The following is a 16,406-nucleotide window of genomic DNA, read 5'->3' on the forward strand; positions in this document are numbered from 1 at the left end:
TAGACCTTTATATGTAGTAAATTTTTAAATTTCGCGAGATCTTGCGAGTTGCTTTTATAAATTTAAGCCGTTTTTTTAGTATCTCTTCTCTGGTTTTATAAATTTGTTTGTAGATTTTACTCTCAAGTTTTTCTTTACCAGCAGCCACTGGCAAGCGCTCCAAGATGCCCAGCCAGACGTCATAGTCTTGAAGCGAACCAAAGATCTCTTGCATATCTTTTAGCCGCTCTTCATACTTTTTAAGCCCGTCAAAATAAAAAATCTCACTCAAAAACTCGTAAGTATATCTCACTTTTTTTAGCTCGATCCTGATCTTGTGAAAGCTCTCATTTGGGCAGTTTTGATCTAGGCTTTTTAACCTTTTTTGAGCCAAAACTAGAAGCGTTCTAAGTTTAAACGAGCCAAGGCGCGAAAGGCTCACGTCAAAGAGCTTTGATCTATAAAACTCGCCCTCGTTTAAAAATATCTCCCACTCTTTTAAAAATGCGTAGTTTTCCTCATCGCCTAGGTAGCTTTTAACGTTTTCATACTCTAAATTTAGAGCCTTTTGCACAAAGTAAATTAGCTCATTTGCATGCTTTTGCTCGCTTAAAAAGCTTAGAAATATGTCAAGGTCTCGCTTTTTGTTGGTTGAGTTTGCCAAAATTTTAAAATTCTCTCCAAAAAAGAGCGTCACTTTCTCATCAAAAACACCGTTAAAAATTTTAAGTAGCGACCTAACCTTTCTTAAATTTACTCGCAGACTATGTAAAATTTCCTCGTCGTGATCTTGCAGATAGTCGCTCTTTAGCCTCTTTATCTCTTTAAAGATGCTTAAAAACAAAGCCCTAAGCGCCTCGCCACTTTTTAAATTTGCAGCAAAATTTGGCGAAATTTCTTTGTTTTTAAAGACATTGTAGGCTCTTTTATAATCAATTTGTTCATTTTCGTTTGCGTGGATGGCTAGAAATTTGTTTTTATATCTTTTATCGCAGGTGACATCGGCCTTACAAAACTGCTCCAAAAATGATGGCAGTTTAAAATAGACAGCCTCATTTTCATCACTAAATTCGATCTCAAACGTGCAAAGTCCATTTAAGCCGTCTTTAAAAACGTCGATGTTGCAGGGGTTGTTATTTAGCCGAAAAATGTATCTATCTTTTGTGATTACGCGACCGATGCGGTTTTTTTGAGCCTTTTTAAACTCCGCCTTTTCGCAAAATTCCTCATTTTCTTCTCTTATAAGATCTTTGCCGACCTTGATCGTTTTTATAAATTTATCTTCTTCACTTCTGAAGCGGATCTCTTCATTTTGCGTGATCTTGGTGTAAAACTGAGAAATTTCAAGGTGCTTAAAAACTACTCCAGCCTCTTTTAGAAAATCTAGAATTTGAGAATTTTTGAGTAAAAATTTACGCTCTATCTCCAAACCCACATTTTTCTCCGAAATTTTTTGCTTATTTTAGCGAGTTAGTGCTTAAAATAATGAGAAAAAAGCTAATTTCAGGCTTGTTTGAAGTATTTTATGAAGAAAAATAAAAATTTATGTTGCATAATGCAACATAAATTTTGCCTTATCGGCAGTGTTTACAGCTTTTTACGCTAGCAACGATATTTAGGCGCTCGATGATGTTACCGATCTTTTTTTCAAGTGCTTCTTGGTATTTGCCAAGCTCTGAGTCATCATAGCTCATATCCTCGACGCTACCGCAGTTTTCGCAAACCACGTGGATGTGTGGATGCTCGTAAATGTCATATCTCGCCTTTTGATTGACGATATTTACTTCAACCACCAACCCCTCGTCTTTTAGAGTGTTTAGGTTTTTATAGACAGTTGCGAGCGAAACTGATGGATTTTCTTTCAAAATTTCATCATAAAGCTCATCGATCGTTGGATGTGTGTGACGATCAAGAATTCTCAAAACGCTAAGACGCTGCGGCGTTACTTTAAGCCCAGACTGTTTTAGCAACGATACATATTGCATAATTTTCCCCTATACAAATTTTTGCTTTATGCTAGCAAAAGTAATATTAAACGTTTCTTTATTAAATGATATTAATTATTCTCTAGTAATTTTTGGGCAATTTGCTCAGCGCTTATGCCAAGGCTTTTTTCGACCTCAGCTGTCGAGCCATGCTGGATAAATTTATCGTCATATTCAAAGCTAACAACACTTACATTTGATATGCCATTTTCTTGTAAAAACGCACTTACGATCTCGCCAACGCCGCCTTTTTTAGCGCTATCACTAAAGATATACCACTTTTTAGTGCGTTTTGCTAGCTCACATAAAAGCTCTCTATCAAGCGGCTTTACAAAGACTAGATCAACTAAGATCACCTCAAGCTTGCCAGCTAGTAAATTTCTAACCAAATTTGCCCTGCCAACGCCGTTGCCATAGCCTAAAAATGCGATGTCGCTTTTTGCATCGGCTAAAATTTCACCCTTGCCAAACTCTAGCGGTTTGGCTTTAAACTCATCTCTTAAAATAAACGCACCGCGCGGATATCTAAACGCACTAACGCCCTTGTAAGAGTAAGCAAATTCCATAACATTTTTCATGCTCTCTTCGCACCTTGGAGCAAAAAGAACCATGTTTGGCACAGCATTTAAAAAGCTGATATCAAAAGCGCCCTGATGCGTTTCGCCGTCCTCGCCCACGATGCCTGCTCTATCCATCGCAAATGTGATGTTTAAATTTAGTATAGAAGCGTCGTGGATGACCTGATCGTATGCCCTTTGCATAAAGGTCGAGTATATCGCGACAAATGGCTTAAAGCCCTCTTTTGCCATGGCTGACATCGAGGTAACTGCGTGCTGCTCGGCTATCGCCACGTCCCAAAAGCGGTCTGGAAACTCATGTATGAGCGCGTCCATGCCAGTGCCTGTTGGCATCGCGGCCGTTACGCCAACGATGTCGCTGTGCTCTCTTGCCATCTTTAAAAGATGCTCGCTAAAGATCGCCGTGGCTGACTTGTTTGACTGTCTTTTTATAAATTCGCCACTTTTTAGATCAAATGGCCCAACTCCGTGCCAATTTTCATAGTATCCTTCGGCAAATTCATACCCTTTGCCCTTTAGCGTCTGCACGTGCACGATGACTGGTTTTTTCATGTTTTTAGCGGTTTCAAATGTGCTAAGAAGCGCTGAAAGGTCGTGTCCATCGACAGGGCCTATGTACTCAAGTCCAAGCTCTTCAAAAAACATGCCAGGAGTGATGAGTCTGATGCCCTCCTCCATGCGTCTAGCCATATAGGCTGCAGAGTCTGGCATATAGCTTAAAAAGCGCTCAACCCTGCCTTTAAATTTTTGATAAAACTGCCCTGCCATCATCTGGCTTAGATACTTGCTAAGCGCACCTATTGGCTTACTTATACTCATTTCGTTGTCGTTTAGGATGATGACACAAGGATATTTTCTATCCCCAAGCTCATTTAGTGCCTCATACGCCATGCCGCCACTTAGCGAGCCGTCGCCTATGACAGCTACTGGCAAGCGCTCTTCATTTTTTAGTTTGATCGCCTTTGCAGCGCCAACTGCAAGTGAAATGGACGTTGAGCTATGACCTGCTACAAAGTAGTCAAATTTGCTCTCGCTTGGCTTTGTGTAGCCGCTGATACCGTTAAATTTTCTAAGCGTATCAAAGTTGTCCCAGCGCCCAGTTAGTAGCTTGTGCGCGTAGCTTTGGTGGCTCACGTCAAAGATAAACGGATCTTTTGTAACGTCAAAAATTTTATGCATCGCAACGATGATCTCGACTGCACCGATGTTTGAGCTAAGATGGCCGCCATTTTTACTAACAGTGGATAGAATTTTATCTCTGATGTCGTGGCAAAGTGCGTTTAGCTCATCGACATTTAGGCTTTTAACGTCTTTATTCATTATTTACCAGCATTTTTAGCTTCTCAAGCCTTGTTTGCATCGTCGCATCGATGTTTCCGCCCTCGCTTATTATCACCACGCCACCTTTACTTATGGCATCATCAGCACTTACTTTTACGCGTTCGTTTTTACTAAACTGCTCTTTTAGATATTCGCTATCTTCAGGATTAACGCGAATTTCTATATTTTTTACGTCGCTTAGCTCTTTTATAAGCGAATTTGCTAGGTGATGAGCGATCTGGCTAGATGCGCTTGAAACCTCTTTTTCTATCACCTCTTTTGCGATCTTTATCGCAGTTTGCCCAAGCTCTTCCTCGCTCTTTTTCAAAAACTCATCAAATTTAACGTACTGCTCATCTAGCTTTGCAGCTGAAGCGCTAAATTTGGCTTCAAGCTCCTTTATCTTTGCCTCGTTTGCAGCATTTGTTTGAGCGATGCCTTCGTTTTTGCCATCCTCTTTTGCACGAGCGATCTCAGCTTCAAGGCGTTTTGCAAATTCACTCTCTTGATTTTCTATTTGCATTTGGAGTTTGATGATATTGCTACTTAGCTCATCTGTCTTTTTAAGCAGCTCCTCGACAAAACTCGAGTCAAATCCAGGCTGGTGAGCTTTGTTATTTTGAGACTGAGGTGCAAAGTGATTTTGCATGTTTGTCTGCACTGGGTGCGGCATCTGAGGTGCGAAATTTTCACCACCTTGCTCTAAATTTTGCTCATTTAGCTCTTCACTAAGGTTGTTCTCTTCTATCAAAACAGGTGCGCTATCTTGGGCTCTTTCATTGCTCCCAAGCACCTTAAATCTATAATTTTCTATAAAGTGAGCCGGCGAGGTCTCACTTGTTATTACGCTACTTTTCATTCTATCATCTCATCTGCTTCGCCAACTTGGAAGACGCCTTGATCAGCTAAGGTTTGTACTACTTCTACAATGCGTCTTTGAGCCTCTTCAACATCTTTTACACGCACGGCACCAAGGTATTGCATCTCCTCTTTAAAGGCTTCGGCTGCACGCTGAGACATATTTGATAAAAATTTATCCTTAATGCCATCGCTTGAGCCCTTAAATGCAACCATAAGATCCTTTTTATCGACATTTTTGAGAATTTCTCTAATCGCAGTTGCGTTAAGATTGATAATATCTTCAAATGTAAACATAAGCTCTTTGATCGTTGTAGCAAGCTTATCATCGCTTTGTTCGATGCGCTCGATCGTGCTTTTGCTAGCTTTTTGACCAAGTCTATTAAGCATTTCTGCCACAGCTCTTGGGCCACCAACCTCGACCTTGTAAGATGTAAGGCTTTCAAGTTTACCCTCAAGCACAGTTGAAACACGTTTTATTACTGATGGGCTAATATCTCCAAGATTTGCCATCCTGATCACGACCTCACTTCTTAGCTCATCCGAGAAAAAGCTTAGTGTCTCGGCGGCACTTGTTGAGTCCATGTGGGCTAGGATTAGCGCAATAGTTTGAGGATGCTCTTTTATGATAAAGTCTGCGAGTTGCTGTGGTTTTATCTTATCAAGATAGCCAAAACTCTTTGAGTTCTCCATGCTTTTTGCAAGCTTATCTAAAATTTTCTGAGCAGCCTCTGGACCAAAGGTGCGGTATAAAATTTCTTTTGCATACTCTAAGCCACCGCTTCTCATATATTGATTTGACTGCATTAGTGCGTAAAATTCTTCAAGCACCGCGCCTGCAACTTGTTTATCTATATTTTTTGCAGTTGCAATATAGCCTGAAATTTCAGTAATAACATCAACATCCATATGAGAAAATATAACAGCTGTCGCCTCTTCGCCAAGTTGAATTAATAAAATAGCAATCTTTTCAGGCATTGATAGATCATCGTAGATCATCTTTTGCTTATCATTTAACTTCATAGACATTAAATTTCCTTGCGCATGTTAAAGTCATTATCATTTTTAACCATATCTTGAAGTAATGCCGCAATCTCTTCACTACGTTCAGAGATAACCGTTCTCATTTTTTCTAGCAATACGTCGTATTTTAGCTCGTCTTCATTAAATTCACCACCAAGACCAAGTTGTTCTTCGACCTTCTTGCGAGCAGCTTTAAATTTCTCAAGTGTATCTTCAGCATCAGTCTCGATATCTTCAAACTCATTCTGAGCTTGTTCTTCTTCCTCTTTAGTCTCTTCAAGCATCTTTTGCATAAATGGTACGATAACTTTTTTGTAGAAGATGTAAAGTAGTAATGCTACAAAAAGATACTTAAATATCGGCAAGAAAGGCATCACATAGTTGTTCATAAAGCCATCCATCTTCTCGCCAGTGCTGACATCTTTGCCAGTTTTAAACTCGAAGTTATCCAAACTTACCTCATCGCCTCTATTTTGATTGTAGCCGATTGATTGTTTGATTAAATTTGTGATTGATTCTCTTTGCTCTTTGGTAAGCGGGGTGAATTCAAACTCGCCAGTTGGCTTGCCATCACTATCTTTTTTACTTTTATAAATGCCATCTATAACAACAGCTGCACTTACTCTGTTTATGCTAGCAAACTGCCCTTTGACATTTGTCACTTTCTTTGAAATTTCGTAGTTTGTCTGCTGCGAGCTTTTGTTGTACTGCTCTTTTAAAGTGCTATCATCAAGACCTTGAACAGGGCCTATGTTGCTAACCGCACCTGGTACGCCGCCTACTTCATTTGGAGCTGAGCCTTGGCGCTTTTCTTCGATGTTGCTCTCGCTTCTTACGACGTTATTTGGGTCATAAACCTCGCTTTTTGTATCTTTTTTATCAAAGTCAAAGTCGATATTTACCTTTGCTACGACCTTGTCCGCACCGCCCACGATAGGAGCTAGGACATTTACGATCTTTTGCTCGTAATTATTTTCAAACTCGCGCTTATAGCGGATCTGCTGAGCTATGGCATCACTATCAAACTCTCCGTCTTCATCACCAAGTGCGACGCCGTCTTGATTTACTATCTTGACATTTTCGGTGCTTAAATTTGTAACAGAGGCGGCGACTAGGTTTTTAATGCCAAAAATTTGCTTCGCATTTAGACTAACGCCTGGCTTTAGCTCGACTACGATAGAAGCGGTCGGGAGTGCTTGCCTTTCAGTAAAGACGCTCTCTTTTGGTATGGCTATTCTTACGGTTGCTTTTTGGATAGATGAGAGGCTCTCGATCGTTCTAGCTAGCTCGCCCTCAAGCGCTCTTTGGAATTTAACTCTCTGCTCAGCGTCCGTTGCACCAAATTCTTGCTTGTCAAAAATTTCAAAACCGATCTTGCTCTCTTTTGGTATGCCAAGCGTTGCAACAGCGATACGCTCTTTATATACATCGCTTGTTGGCACAAGGATCGTGCCTTCATTTGCTAGTTTATACTTGATGCCATCTTTGTTTAGCTGATCGACTATTAAGGCTGAGTCGCTTGGGCTGATGTTTTCGAAAAGGACGCTATATCCTGCAAAGCTATCACTTTTACTTTTGTAAAGCGTTAAAAATACCAAAAAAGCCACAACCAAAACGATCGAGCTGCCTGCAACGATCTTTTGTTTTAGTGAAAGCTTTTGATAAATTTGACTTATTTGATGAAGTAATGCCTTAAAATCCATATCCCTACTTTAAAATTTGCTCTAACTCTTCAAAAACTCTATCGTTTTGCCATGCCTGACCGATGGTGATTCTCACCGCATTTAAGGCGTAGCTTTTTAAATCTCGTAAAATTATACCTTTTTTTAGCATCTTTTCGCATATCTGGCTTGATTTTGGCTCGTTAAATTTAAAAGTGATGAAATTTGTGTAGCTTGGGATAAACTCTATGCCATTTTGCCTTGCAAACTCCTCATATCTCTTCATCTGCTCGAAGTTATTTTGCATAGTTTTTTGCACAAATTCATCATCTCCAAGTGCTACAATCGCTGCTCTTAGGCTTGGAGTTGTGATGTTAAATGGAGCTCTTAGCTTTGAAAGAGCGCCTATAATCTCTTCATTTGCCACGCCGTATCCCACGCGCATGCCGCCAAGTGCGTAGGCCTTTGAGAAAGTGCCAAGATAGATAACGTTTTTAAATTTCACCACCTCGCTTGGCTTTATCTCTTTTTTGCTATCTTTAAATTTAGCAAATTCGTTGTAAGCGCAATCAAGCACCACAAGCGTGTTTTCATCAATGTTTTTTATAAATTTATAGACTTCATCGGCATCGATGCACTCGCCCAAAGGGTTATTTGGCAGGCAAAGAAAGATGACAGAAATTTCATCTTTGTGCGCGTTATAAATTTCTAAAAACTCGCTCAAATTATGCTCCACGCTCTTTGTGCGGTAAATTTTAGCCCCTGTTTGTTTTGCATAAATTTCATACATCGCAAATGTCACGCCAGCCATCAAAACACCACTTTGCCTGTTTGCCTTTGCGTGAAGTGCAAACTCTATGATCTGGTCGCTTCCAGAGCCGATGATTAGATTTTTACTAGTTACGCCAAATTTCTTAGCCAGCCCCTCTTTTAGCTCAAAGTAGCTATCGTCTGGATAGAGATGTGCGTTTTTGGCGACATCTTTTAGCGCCTCTTCTACGCGTTTGCTCGTGCCAAAAGGGTTTTCATTGCTCGCTAGTTTTATCACATCTTTTGCATCGATGCCAAACTCTCTAACTACAAGCTCGATCGGCTTTCCAGCCTCGTAATTTACTAGATCATCTAAAAAGTCATTAAATTTCATTACTCATCTCCGTTTAAATAGCTTCCAAGCCAAGTTATCTCAGCGCCGCTCTCTTTTGCGAGTTCAAAGGCATTTTGCACCTTCTCATCGTCGATATGCCCTTCAAAGTCAAGGTAAAAAATTGACTTAAATTCGCGCTGCTTTATAGGACGTGACTCAAGTTTTGTGATATTGATATTCTCATTTTTAAAGATAGAAAGCAGATCAGCAAGGCGTCCTGGACTGTGATCAGTTTTAGCTAGGATCGAAGTTTTCGAGTTTTCAACCTTTGCATTTTTAAAATCACTTAAGATCAAAAATCTCGTTCTATTAGCCATATTATCTTCAATAGTCTCATAGACGATTGGCACGTTGTAAATTTTAGCTGCGATTTTTGAGCAAATGGCGGCTGATTCTCTATCCATAGATGCCATATATGCAGCTGCTGCGGTTGATTTGGCTGGGACAAATTCGACCTCATTTAGCAAGTGATCTTCTAAAAATTTACGGCACTGGTTGTAGCCTTGCGGATGCGAGTAAATTCGCTTTATCTCTTTTAAATTTTCATTTATGCTAACAAAGCTGTGGTGGATATCTACGTAGAGCTCTGCCACTATCTTTATATCATCAAATTTACTCAAACAATCAAGCGTAGCTCCAACAGCGCCTTCAGTGTTGTTTTCGATAGGCACGACGCCGTATTTTGCCTCTTTTTGAGCTAGCTTTGTAAAAACTGCCTCGATCGTAGCAAGTGGTAAATATGCACTCATCGCACCAAATCTACTCTGCGCCGCTTGATGCGTATAAGTGCCCTCAGGCCCTAGATAGACGATCTTTTGAGGCATCTCTAAATTTCTACTAACAGCAAAAATTTCAAGATAAATGGCCTCGATCGCAGCCTTATTTAAGGCTTTATCTTTGCTAAGGCTAGTTAAGCGGTTTATGATAGCTCGCTCGCGCTCAGGGCGATATATAGGCGTCCCAGTCGTTTGCTTTAGCTTGCCGATCTGCTCAACAAGCTTCATCCTCTCATTTAGTTTATTTAAGATGAGATCATCTATACTATCGATCTCTTTTCTAAGCTCATTTAGCTCTTGCATCAGCGCTCTCCAAAAACTCAATCTCAGGTGCCACGACGTCCTCGAAACTCTCGCGTCTTCTTATCAGCCTATCTTTGCCATCAAGCACGCAAACTTCAGCGGCTCTGTTTCTTGTGTTGTAGTTTGAGCTCATGCTAAATCCATAAGCCCCAGCCCCTTTAACCACGACTAGATCACCGCTCGCGCACTCTGGCAGATTGATATCTTTTGCTAAAAAGTCGCCGCTTTCACAAACTGGACCGACCACATCGCAAGTGCCTAAATTTTCATCCTTGCCATCGACAAAAATTTTGTGATGCGCGCCATAAAGGCTTGGTCTTATAAGATCATTCATCGCACCGTCAGTGATGACAAATCTCTTTTTGCCGTTAAATTTCTCATATAAAACACTTGCTACAAAGTAGCCAGCATTGCCCACGATAAAGCGTCCTGGCTCGCAAACGATGGTCACATCTTGACCTTTTAGTGCGCCTAAAATTCCTTGTGCGTAGTCGTATAAATTTATCTCTTTTTCATCGTTATAAATGATGCCAAGTCCGCCACCAACGTCAAAGAATTTGATATCGATCTCAAGTGCTCTTAGCTCTCTTAAAAGCTCGCTTACGATCTTTGCAGCGTCTATTATCGGGCTTAGTGAAGTTAGCTGCGAGCCGATGTGAAAATGTATGCCAGTTGGCTCAAGAAACTCTGATGCTTTAGCGTGGATATACATCTTTTTAGCTGTTTCCGCATCGACGCCAAATTTGTTTTCATTTAGCCCTGTCGAGATATATGGGTGTGTTTTTGCATCAACGCCAGGATTTACCCTGATGCTAATCCTTGCCTTTAAATTTAACCCTTTTGCAATCTCTTCAAGCCTTAAAAGCTCGGCAAAACTCTCGACATTTATCAGCAAAATTTCATTTTCTAAAGCCTCTTTTAGCTCTTCATCGCTCTTGCCAACGCCGCTAAATATGATCTGATATCTCTTAGCACCTGCAAGAAGCGCCCTTTTGACCTCGCCGATGCTCACGCAGTCAAAGCCAGCTCCAAGATCAGCCAGAAATTTTAAAACACTTAAATTTGAGTTTGCTTTTACAGCGTAGCAAACTAGAGATTTTCTAGCGTAAAATGCGTTTTTTAGCGCCTCGTAGCGCTCTTTAATGTAGTTAAAATCATAAACGTAAAGTGGGGTTTTGTATTTGCTTGCAAGCTCTTTAAAATCCATAAAATAGCCTTTTTTAAAATGGCTTGATTTTACAAAAAAGTTGCCAAAATTTGGCTTAACGATGCGATTTTATGAGATAAATGGCGTATGCAAAAAGCAAAATAACAGGGAGAACCATGCCGATCTCTGGCAAGATGACAGAGGTTTGAGCAAATTTGGTTAAGATAAAGAGAAGTCCCCAAACTACGAGTGTTATCACAACAAAGATAAATGTTGAGAGTGCGAGGTTAAAAAACCTGCCAGTCACTGGCAAATGATAGTAGAAAATAAGCAATAAAAATGGCGCAAAAAATGGCGTGATGGCAAGGTTATAAAATGCCGTCCTTGCGCTATCAAGTCCTATGCCTTCGTTTTTAAATGTCTTTATAAAATTTATCGCATCAGGTATGTTAAATTTCGAGTTTTCAACGCTTGCAGCACTCTCGATGCTCTTTGGCTTAAAGCCTCTTAACGCATCTAAATTTTCACTTTTTACCTTGCTAAAGCCATTTTCGCCAAGCTCTAAATTTCGAGGCAAAAAGGTCTGATTTACATCTTCTAAAACCCACTCATTATCTTTAAATTTAGCGTGGTTGGCAAAGGTTGTCGAGAGCAAGTCAGTGCCATTAATGTCAAAAATTCTCACGTCATTTGCTCTTTGCTTGGCTGAGTTTAGCTCTTTTATGTAGATAAATTTGCCTTCAAATTTCAAAAATGAGTCATTTGTACTTTTTGAAAAAGCGGTGTTTTTAGCGATACTTTTTTGATAATCATGCGCATAAGCAAACGGCGTAAAATTTAGCCCAACGTAAAAAATCGTCACAAAAAATGCGATAAGAAATGGCGGCAAAATGAGCTTGTTTTTGCTGATACCAAGAGCATAAAAGCTGATTAGCTCGTTTGAGCGAACCATATTTACATGTAAAATTATTAGCGCAAAAATGAGCGAAAGTGGCAAAACGTAGCTAATGGCACTTAGCGCAGTAAGGCCAACGTAGAGCAGCTGAAGGTTCGCAGATGGCGGCAGATCTTTTAAATTTGTAAGCAGATCAATGCCAACATAAAATAGCTCAAGCGCTAAAAATACGATAAGAAAAGATTTTATATAGACCCAGCCAACGTATCTGGCGTATAGTTTCATTTGATAAGACCTTTTTTTACCGTAAATTTTTGTGAAATTTCGTTGATGTCGCTCTTTAGTAGCTCGCAAACTGCATTTTTTGTATAGGCTAAAATTTCATCTAAAGCATTTTTCTCCTCGTCACTAAACTCGCCAAGGACAAAATTTTTAGCATCGCCCTCATGTCCGATACCAACACGCACTCTTTCATAGTCGTTGCCTATTAGATTATCGATCGATTTTATTCCGTTATGTCCGCCGCTACTGCCACCTTTTTTAAATTTAACCGCGCCAAAACTAAGGTCTAGATCGTCGTGGATGACGATTATCCTATCTGGTTTATAAAAGTCTTTTACTGCCTTTACGCTTTGACCTGAGAGGTTCATAAAGGTTGTTGGTTTTAGTAAGATAATGTCGTTAAATTTAAAAACTTCGCCTTGAAATTTGGCTGAGCTAACATCTTTGAAATTTGAGTCTTTTAGGAGGTCTATAAGCATAAAGCCTATGTTGTGTCTAGTGTTTTCGTATTTGGGGCCAGGATTTCCCAGCCCCGCTATTAGTGTCACAAAAGCCCTTTTTATTTAGCTTTAATAACTCCAAGTACCGCAACACGGTCAGCGTCAATGATAGTAACGCCTTTAGGAGCTGTGATATCACGAACCAAAATCGTATCATCAATGTCAAGTTTGCTTACATCAACGTCAAATGAATTTGGTAAATTTTCAGCCGTGCATTTTACGCAAAGACGTCTTTTTGACTGAATCAAAACGCCCTTATTTTTAAGACCAATAGGTGTTCCAACTGGCTTAACTGGGATCATATATTTTGATAAAACGCCAGGGAGTGCTACTTTTAGATCTACGTGTTTAAGATCGCTTGTAACAACATCTCTTTGGTAATCAACAATAACGACATTATAAACTTTTCCGCCTACTTTTACATCAAAAGCAAGGCTCTCTTTTTTGCGTGCCTCTTTGATAAAGTCATTGACTTTAAAAGCTGCTGCAACATTCTCTAATCCCTTGCCATAAATGTTGGCGATTAGATAACCATCTCTTCTCAAAGCCTTCGCAGACTTCTTACCGATACTCTCTCTAACGATACCCTCTAACATCGTTTTCCTTTCATAAAAAATAGGTGCTGATTTTATCTAATGCTTTATAAATTTCACATAAAGTTTATTAAATTTCTTTAAGTGCGATTACTTCGGGTTGATCTTGTTTGCTTTGAGGTTTGCCAAAATTTACACCATTTTCAAAGCTAAAACCTGCCACATTTGAGCTTTTTATCTTAAGCTGCAAATCGCCCCTATTGCTAGCATTGTCAAGCGCTACTTCGGCACTAATTATCTTATTTTCATAAAGCTCAAGCAGGTGCTGATCAAAAGTTTGCATGCCGTAAGTATTTTTTGACTCAGCTATGGCAAGATCGATCTCGTCAAATTTCTCTTCAGATATGAGCTCTTTTATGCGGGTATTTTTTCTCATGATCTCAACCGCTGGGCGTCTTGTGCCAAAAAGCGTCTTAACTAGCCTTTGTGAGATGACGCAAGCAAGCACTGAAGAGAACATAAGGCTGACTTTATCTCGCTCGCCTTGCGGGAAGCTATTTACTATTCTATTTACGCTCTCTTTTGCATCAAGCGTGTGAAGTGTCGAAAGCACCAAGTGACCAGTTTCTGCAGCTCTAATGGCAGTCTCAATCGTCTCAAGATCTCTCATCTCACCAACCAAAATGATATCAGGATCTTCTCTTAATGAAGCCCTTAGCGCATCTGAGAAATTTAGCGCATCTGCCCCGATAGAGCGCTGATTGATTATGCTTTTATCGTCGTTAAATACGTATTCGATCGGATCTTCGATAGTCACGATGTGCGATCTTTTTGTCTGGTTGATGAAATTTATCATGCTTGCAAGCGTTGTCGTCTTGCCGCTTCCAGTTGGGCCAGTCACTAAAATGATGCCACGAGTGGTCTCTGTGCAAATTTTTTCTATCACGCTTGGTAAATTTAGATCTTTTATGGTTGGAATTTTCGTTGGAGTGACACGAAAGACAGCAGAAATTCCATTTATCTGCAAAAACATATTTACACGAAAGCAGTACTCATCATTTAGTTTATAAGAAAAATCTATGTCCTTTTTATCCATAAACTCATCAAATTTAGCCCCCAAAAGCTCATTTGCGATAGCTACTGCATCACTAGGGCCCAAATTTTCTTCACTAAGTGGCATGATCTCACCATTAAATCTGCCATAAACAAGGCTTGCAGACTTTAGATGAAGGTCGCTGCCGCCTTTATCCACCAAAGAGCACAGATATGAGTCTAGGTCTTTTTTGGTCATTAAAGTGATTTCATAATGTCGTCAAATGCTGCAACAAACTGCTTTAAGCCATCATTTAAAAGCTCTTTATAAGTAGCATTTATATCGATCTCATTATTTTTTATGATGTGAAAAAAGCTTGAGATATTCTCTTTGCTAGGGGCATTTTTTGCCTCAGCTTTTTCTTTTATAAATTCTTTTATCGTCTCTATCGGAGCTGTGTTTATAGAGTTTTTATACATTAGTTCTCTAACGTAATAATCCCCTCTTAAGCCACCACCTTTTACGCCAGTGCTTGCAAAAAGTGTCCTTACGTTTTCTAAGCCAAAGTCCTCAATGATATGATAGATATTTGCAGCGTTCATTATGCCGATCTGTCCTGTTGGTAGGCTCTTTGCAGCCATTGTCTCATCAAGCTTTCTATCAAATCTACTAACAAAAACGCTGATCACACCTTTTGGCATCGTCGTATCCACAAAGCGGCTTGCATAAGCTTTGCTACCCTCTTTAAAGGCCTCTAGGCAGTTTTTAGCCTGATCTGGCGAGAAAATGAGCGTCGCATTTACGCTGATGCCTCTTGCCATGAGCGCACTCATCGCTTCATAGCCCTCTTTTGTAGCTGGAATTTTTATCATGACATTTGGCATTGAGATAAGGTTGTGAAGCCTGATGCCCTCTTCTATCGTAGCAGCTGTTTCGCCACTTAAATTTGGATCAACCTCGATGCTAACAAAACCATCATCGCCATTTGCGTAGTTTTTTAGCATTTTACATGCGGCGATCTTGATATCTTGGGTTGCTAAAATTTCATAAAGATCTTTTGGGTGACGCTTGTTGCTATTTTGTATGATCTGTTTGTAAGCAGGTGATGCAAAAGCTGTTTTAAAGATAGCTGGGTTGCTTGTAGCTCCGTTTATAACGCCTTTTTCTAATAAAGAGTTGAATTCATTTTGTAAAAAATCTCTCTCTATAAAGTCACACCAAAGAGAAAATTTAGCTTCATTGTCATACATTTTTTCACCTTATATATTTTAAAATTTCACGCAGATCCTTGATATCCACGCAATGCGTCGCCTCTTTTTTTAAAATTTCTTTCGCACAAAAGGCAATTTTTAGATCACATTTTCTAAACATTGACACGTCATTGGCTCCGTCGCCAACGCACATGATCTCACTTTTATCTAAATTTAACAGCCCCTTTAAGCGATCTATCATCTCGCCTTTTGAGCTACCAAACATCATCTCTCCGCCAACTTCACCTGTTAAAATTCCATCTTTGTGGTGCAAGATATTTGCAAAATTTGCATCAAATTTAAGTTTTTCTTGCATCTTATCAGTTGCGATGTGAAAACCGCCACTAAAGACCACAACCTTTATGCCTTTTTGCTTTAGAGCAGCTATAAGCTCGATAGCTCCTGGCATGATGGGTAAATTTTTACAAATTTCATCTGTTTCTAAAAGTGGCATTCCTTTTAAAAATTTTACTCTTGCTGTAAGACTTTCAAAAAAATCAAGTTCGCCGTTCATCGAACGCTTCGTTATGCTAGCCACCTCATTGCTGGCGTTATTAGCGGCGGCGAGGATATCGATCGTCTCGCCGTCTATTATCGTAGAGTCAAAGTCAAAAACACAAAGTTTTATCAAGCTATTCCCTAAAAATCACGTTTTAAAAGGCTCTCAACCTTTAAAATCGTAAGAATATTTTGATCGCGTTTGCCGATACCATAGATCATGCCTTTGTCTTTTACCAAAGTCTCTGGTGGCGGATCTATCCTGTTACGAACTATTCTTATAGCCTCCGTCAAGCGGTCTATCACGAAGCCTGCTATGTTATCCTCATCTTTCATGACGATATATCTTGTACTTGGGCTTTGTTTTGTAACATTTAGTGAAAAACGCTTACGCAAATCAATAAGTGGGATAACGTTTCCACGTAGGTTAAAGACGCCAAGAACATAGTCAGGCACACTAGGAACACGGGTGTATTCGATAGGTTTGATTATCTCTTGGATATTCAAAATAGGTATCGCATACTCTTCTTCGCCAACAACGAAGCCTACAAGTTGAACTATATCTTCATTGTTTTTTGACTCAGGTCCGTCAATTTGTTGTTTTTGTTTGCTTAAAACCTGGTTTAGTTTATCGTTCATCC

General features: G+C 39.7%; 16 protein-coding genes. All 16 read right to left on the minus strand.

What is annotated here, in order from left to right:
• Positions 1–7: 7 nt before the first annotated feature.
• The 16 genes from CYP05_RS06025 to CYP05_RS06100 all read right to left on the minus strand — a co-directional run bounded on the left by CYP05_RS06025 (position 8) and on the right by CYP05_RS06100 (position 16,404).
• Entirely contained in the window at positions 8–1,414 is a 1,407-nt protein-coding gene (locus CYP05_RS06025) for a CHAD domain-containing protein (protein ID WP_258031528.1), read from the minus strand.
• A gap of 139 nt (positions 1,415–1,553) precedes the next feature.
• Positions 1,554–1,964 carry a Fur family transcriptional regulator gene (locus tag CYP05_RS06030; protein ID WP_009294652.1) on the minus strand — a complete coding sequence of 137 codons (411 nt, stop codon included), beginning with the start codon at positions 1,962–1,964 and terminating at the stop codon, positions 1,554–1,556.
• Positions 1,965–2,035: 71 nt separating this feature from the next.
• Positions 2,036–3,862 (minus strand): 1-deoxy-D-xylulose-5-phosphate synthase, encoded by a 1,827-nt coding sequence (gene dxs, locus CYP05_RS06035; protein ID WP_103642299.1) that lies wholly within the window; start codon positions 3,860–3,862, stop codon positions 2,036–2,038.
• Positions 3,855–4,721 (minus strand): flagellar assembly protein FliH, encoded by an 867-nt coding sequence (gene fliH, locus CYP05_RS06040; RefSeq protein WP_103642300.1) that lies wholly within the window; start codon positions 4,719–4,721, stop codon positions 3,855–3,857. The genes dxs and fliH overlap by 8 nt, the downstream gene beginning before the upstream one ends.
• The gene (gene fliG / locus CYP05_RS06045; protein WP_103642301.1) at positions 4,718–5,749 is read right to left on the minus strand and encodes a flagellar motor switch protein FliG; all 1,032 of its coding nucleotides are present in this window, start codon (positions 5,747–5,749) and stop codon (positions 4,718–4,720) included. The genes fliH and fliG overlap by 4 nt, the downstream gene beginning before the upstream one ends.
• Entirely contained in the window at positions 5,749–7,446 is a 1,698-nt protein-coding gene (fliF, locus tag CYP05_RS06050) for a flagellar basal-body MS-ring/collar protein FliF (RefSeq protein ID WP_103642302.1), read from the minus strand. Before fliF ends, fliG begins: the two co-directional genes overlap by 1 nt.
• A gap of 4 nt (positions 7,447–7,450) precedes the next feature.
• Entirely contained in the window at positions 7,451–8,548 is a 1,098-nt protein-coding gene (hisC, locus tag CYP05_RS06055; protein WP_103642303.1) for a histidinol-phosphate transaminase, read from the minus strand.
• Positions 8,548–9,627, minus strand: coding sequence for a prephenate dehydratase (pheA, locus tag CYP05_RS06060; protein WP_009294657.1), 1,080 nt, complete (start codon positions 9,625–9,627; stop codon positions 8,548–8,550). The genes hisC and pheA overlap by 1 nt, the downstream gene beginning before the upstream one ends.
• The gene (lysA, locus tag CYP05_RS06065) at positions 9,611–10,834 is read right to left on the minus strand and encodes a diaminopimelate decarboxylase (RefSeq protein WP_103642304.1); all 1,224 of its coding nucleotides are present in this window, start codon (positions 10,832–10,834) and stop codon (positions 9,611–9,613) included. Before lysA ends, pheA begins: the two co-directional genes overlap by 17 nt.
• A 55-nt stretch (positions 10,835–10,889) precedes the next feature.
• A complete protein-coding gene (locus CYP05_RS06070) occupies positions 10,890–11,954 on the minus strand; it encodes an LptF/LptG family permease (RefSeq protein ID WP_103642305.1) in 1,065 nt (354 codons plus the stop codon).
• Positions 11,951–12,499 (minus strand): aminoacyl-tRNA hydrolase, encoded by a 549-nt coding sequence (gene pth, locus CYP05_RS06075; protein ID WP_103642306.1) that lies wholly within the window; start codon positions 12,497–12,499, stop codon positions 11,951–11,953. The genes CYP05_RS06070 and pth overlap by 4 nt, the downstream gene beginning before the upstream one ends.
• 11 nt (positions 12,500–12,510) lie before the next feature.
• A complete protein-coding gene (locus CYP05_RS06080) occupies positions 12,511–13,047 on the minus strand; it encodes a 50S ribosomal protein L25/general stress protein Ctc (RefSeq protein WP_002939542.1) in 537 nt (178 codons plus the stop codon).
• A 67-nt stretch (positions 13,048–13,114) separates the two neighbouring features.
• Entirely contained in the window at positions 13,115–14,275 is a 1,161-nt protein-coding gene (locus CYP05_RS06085) for a type IV pilus twitching motility protein PilT (protein ID WP_103642307.1), read from the minus strand.
• On the minus strand, positions 14,275–15,267 hold the full coding sequence (locus tag CYP05_RS06090; protein WP_103642308.1) for a transaldolase: 993 nt from the start codon (positions 15,265–15,267) through the stop codon (positions 14,275–14,277). The genes CYP05_RS06085 and CYP05_RS06090 overlap by 1 nt, the downstream gene beginning before the upstream one ends.
• A 4-nt stretch (positions 15,268–15,271) precedes the next feature.
• On the minus strand, positions 15,272–15,898 hold the full coding sequence (gene serB / locus CYP05_RS06095) for a phosphoserine phosphatase SerB (RefSeq protein WP_103585308.1): 627 nt from the start codon (positions 15,896–15,898) through the stop codon (positions 15,272–15,274).
• Positions 15,899–15,906: 8 nt separating this feature from the next.
• Positions 15,907–16,404 (minus strand): chemotaxis protein CheW, encoded by a 498-nt coding sequence (locus tag CYP05_RS06100; protein ID WP_009294664.1) that lies wholly within the window; start codon positions 16,402–16,404, stop codon positions 15,907–15,909.
• Between the last annotated feature and the right edge of the window lie 2 nt (positions 16,405–16,406).

It is taken from the genome of Campylobacter concisus (assembly GCF_002913545.1).
In the GTDB taxonomy this organism is placed as follows: Bacteria; Campylobacterota; Campylobacteria; order Campylobacterales; family Campylobacteraceae; genus Campylobacter_A; species Campylobacter_A concisus_AV.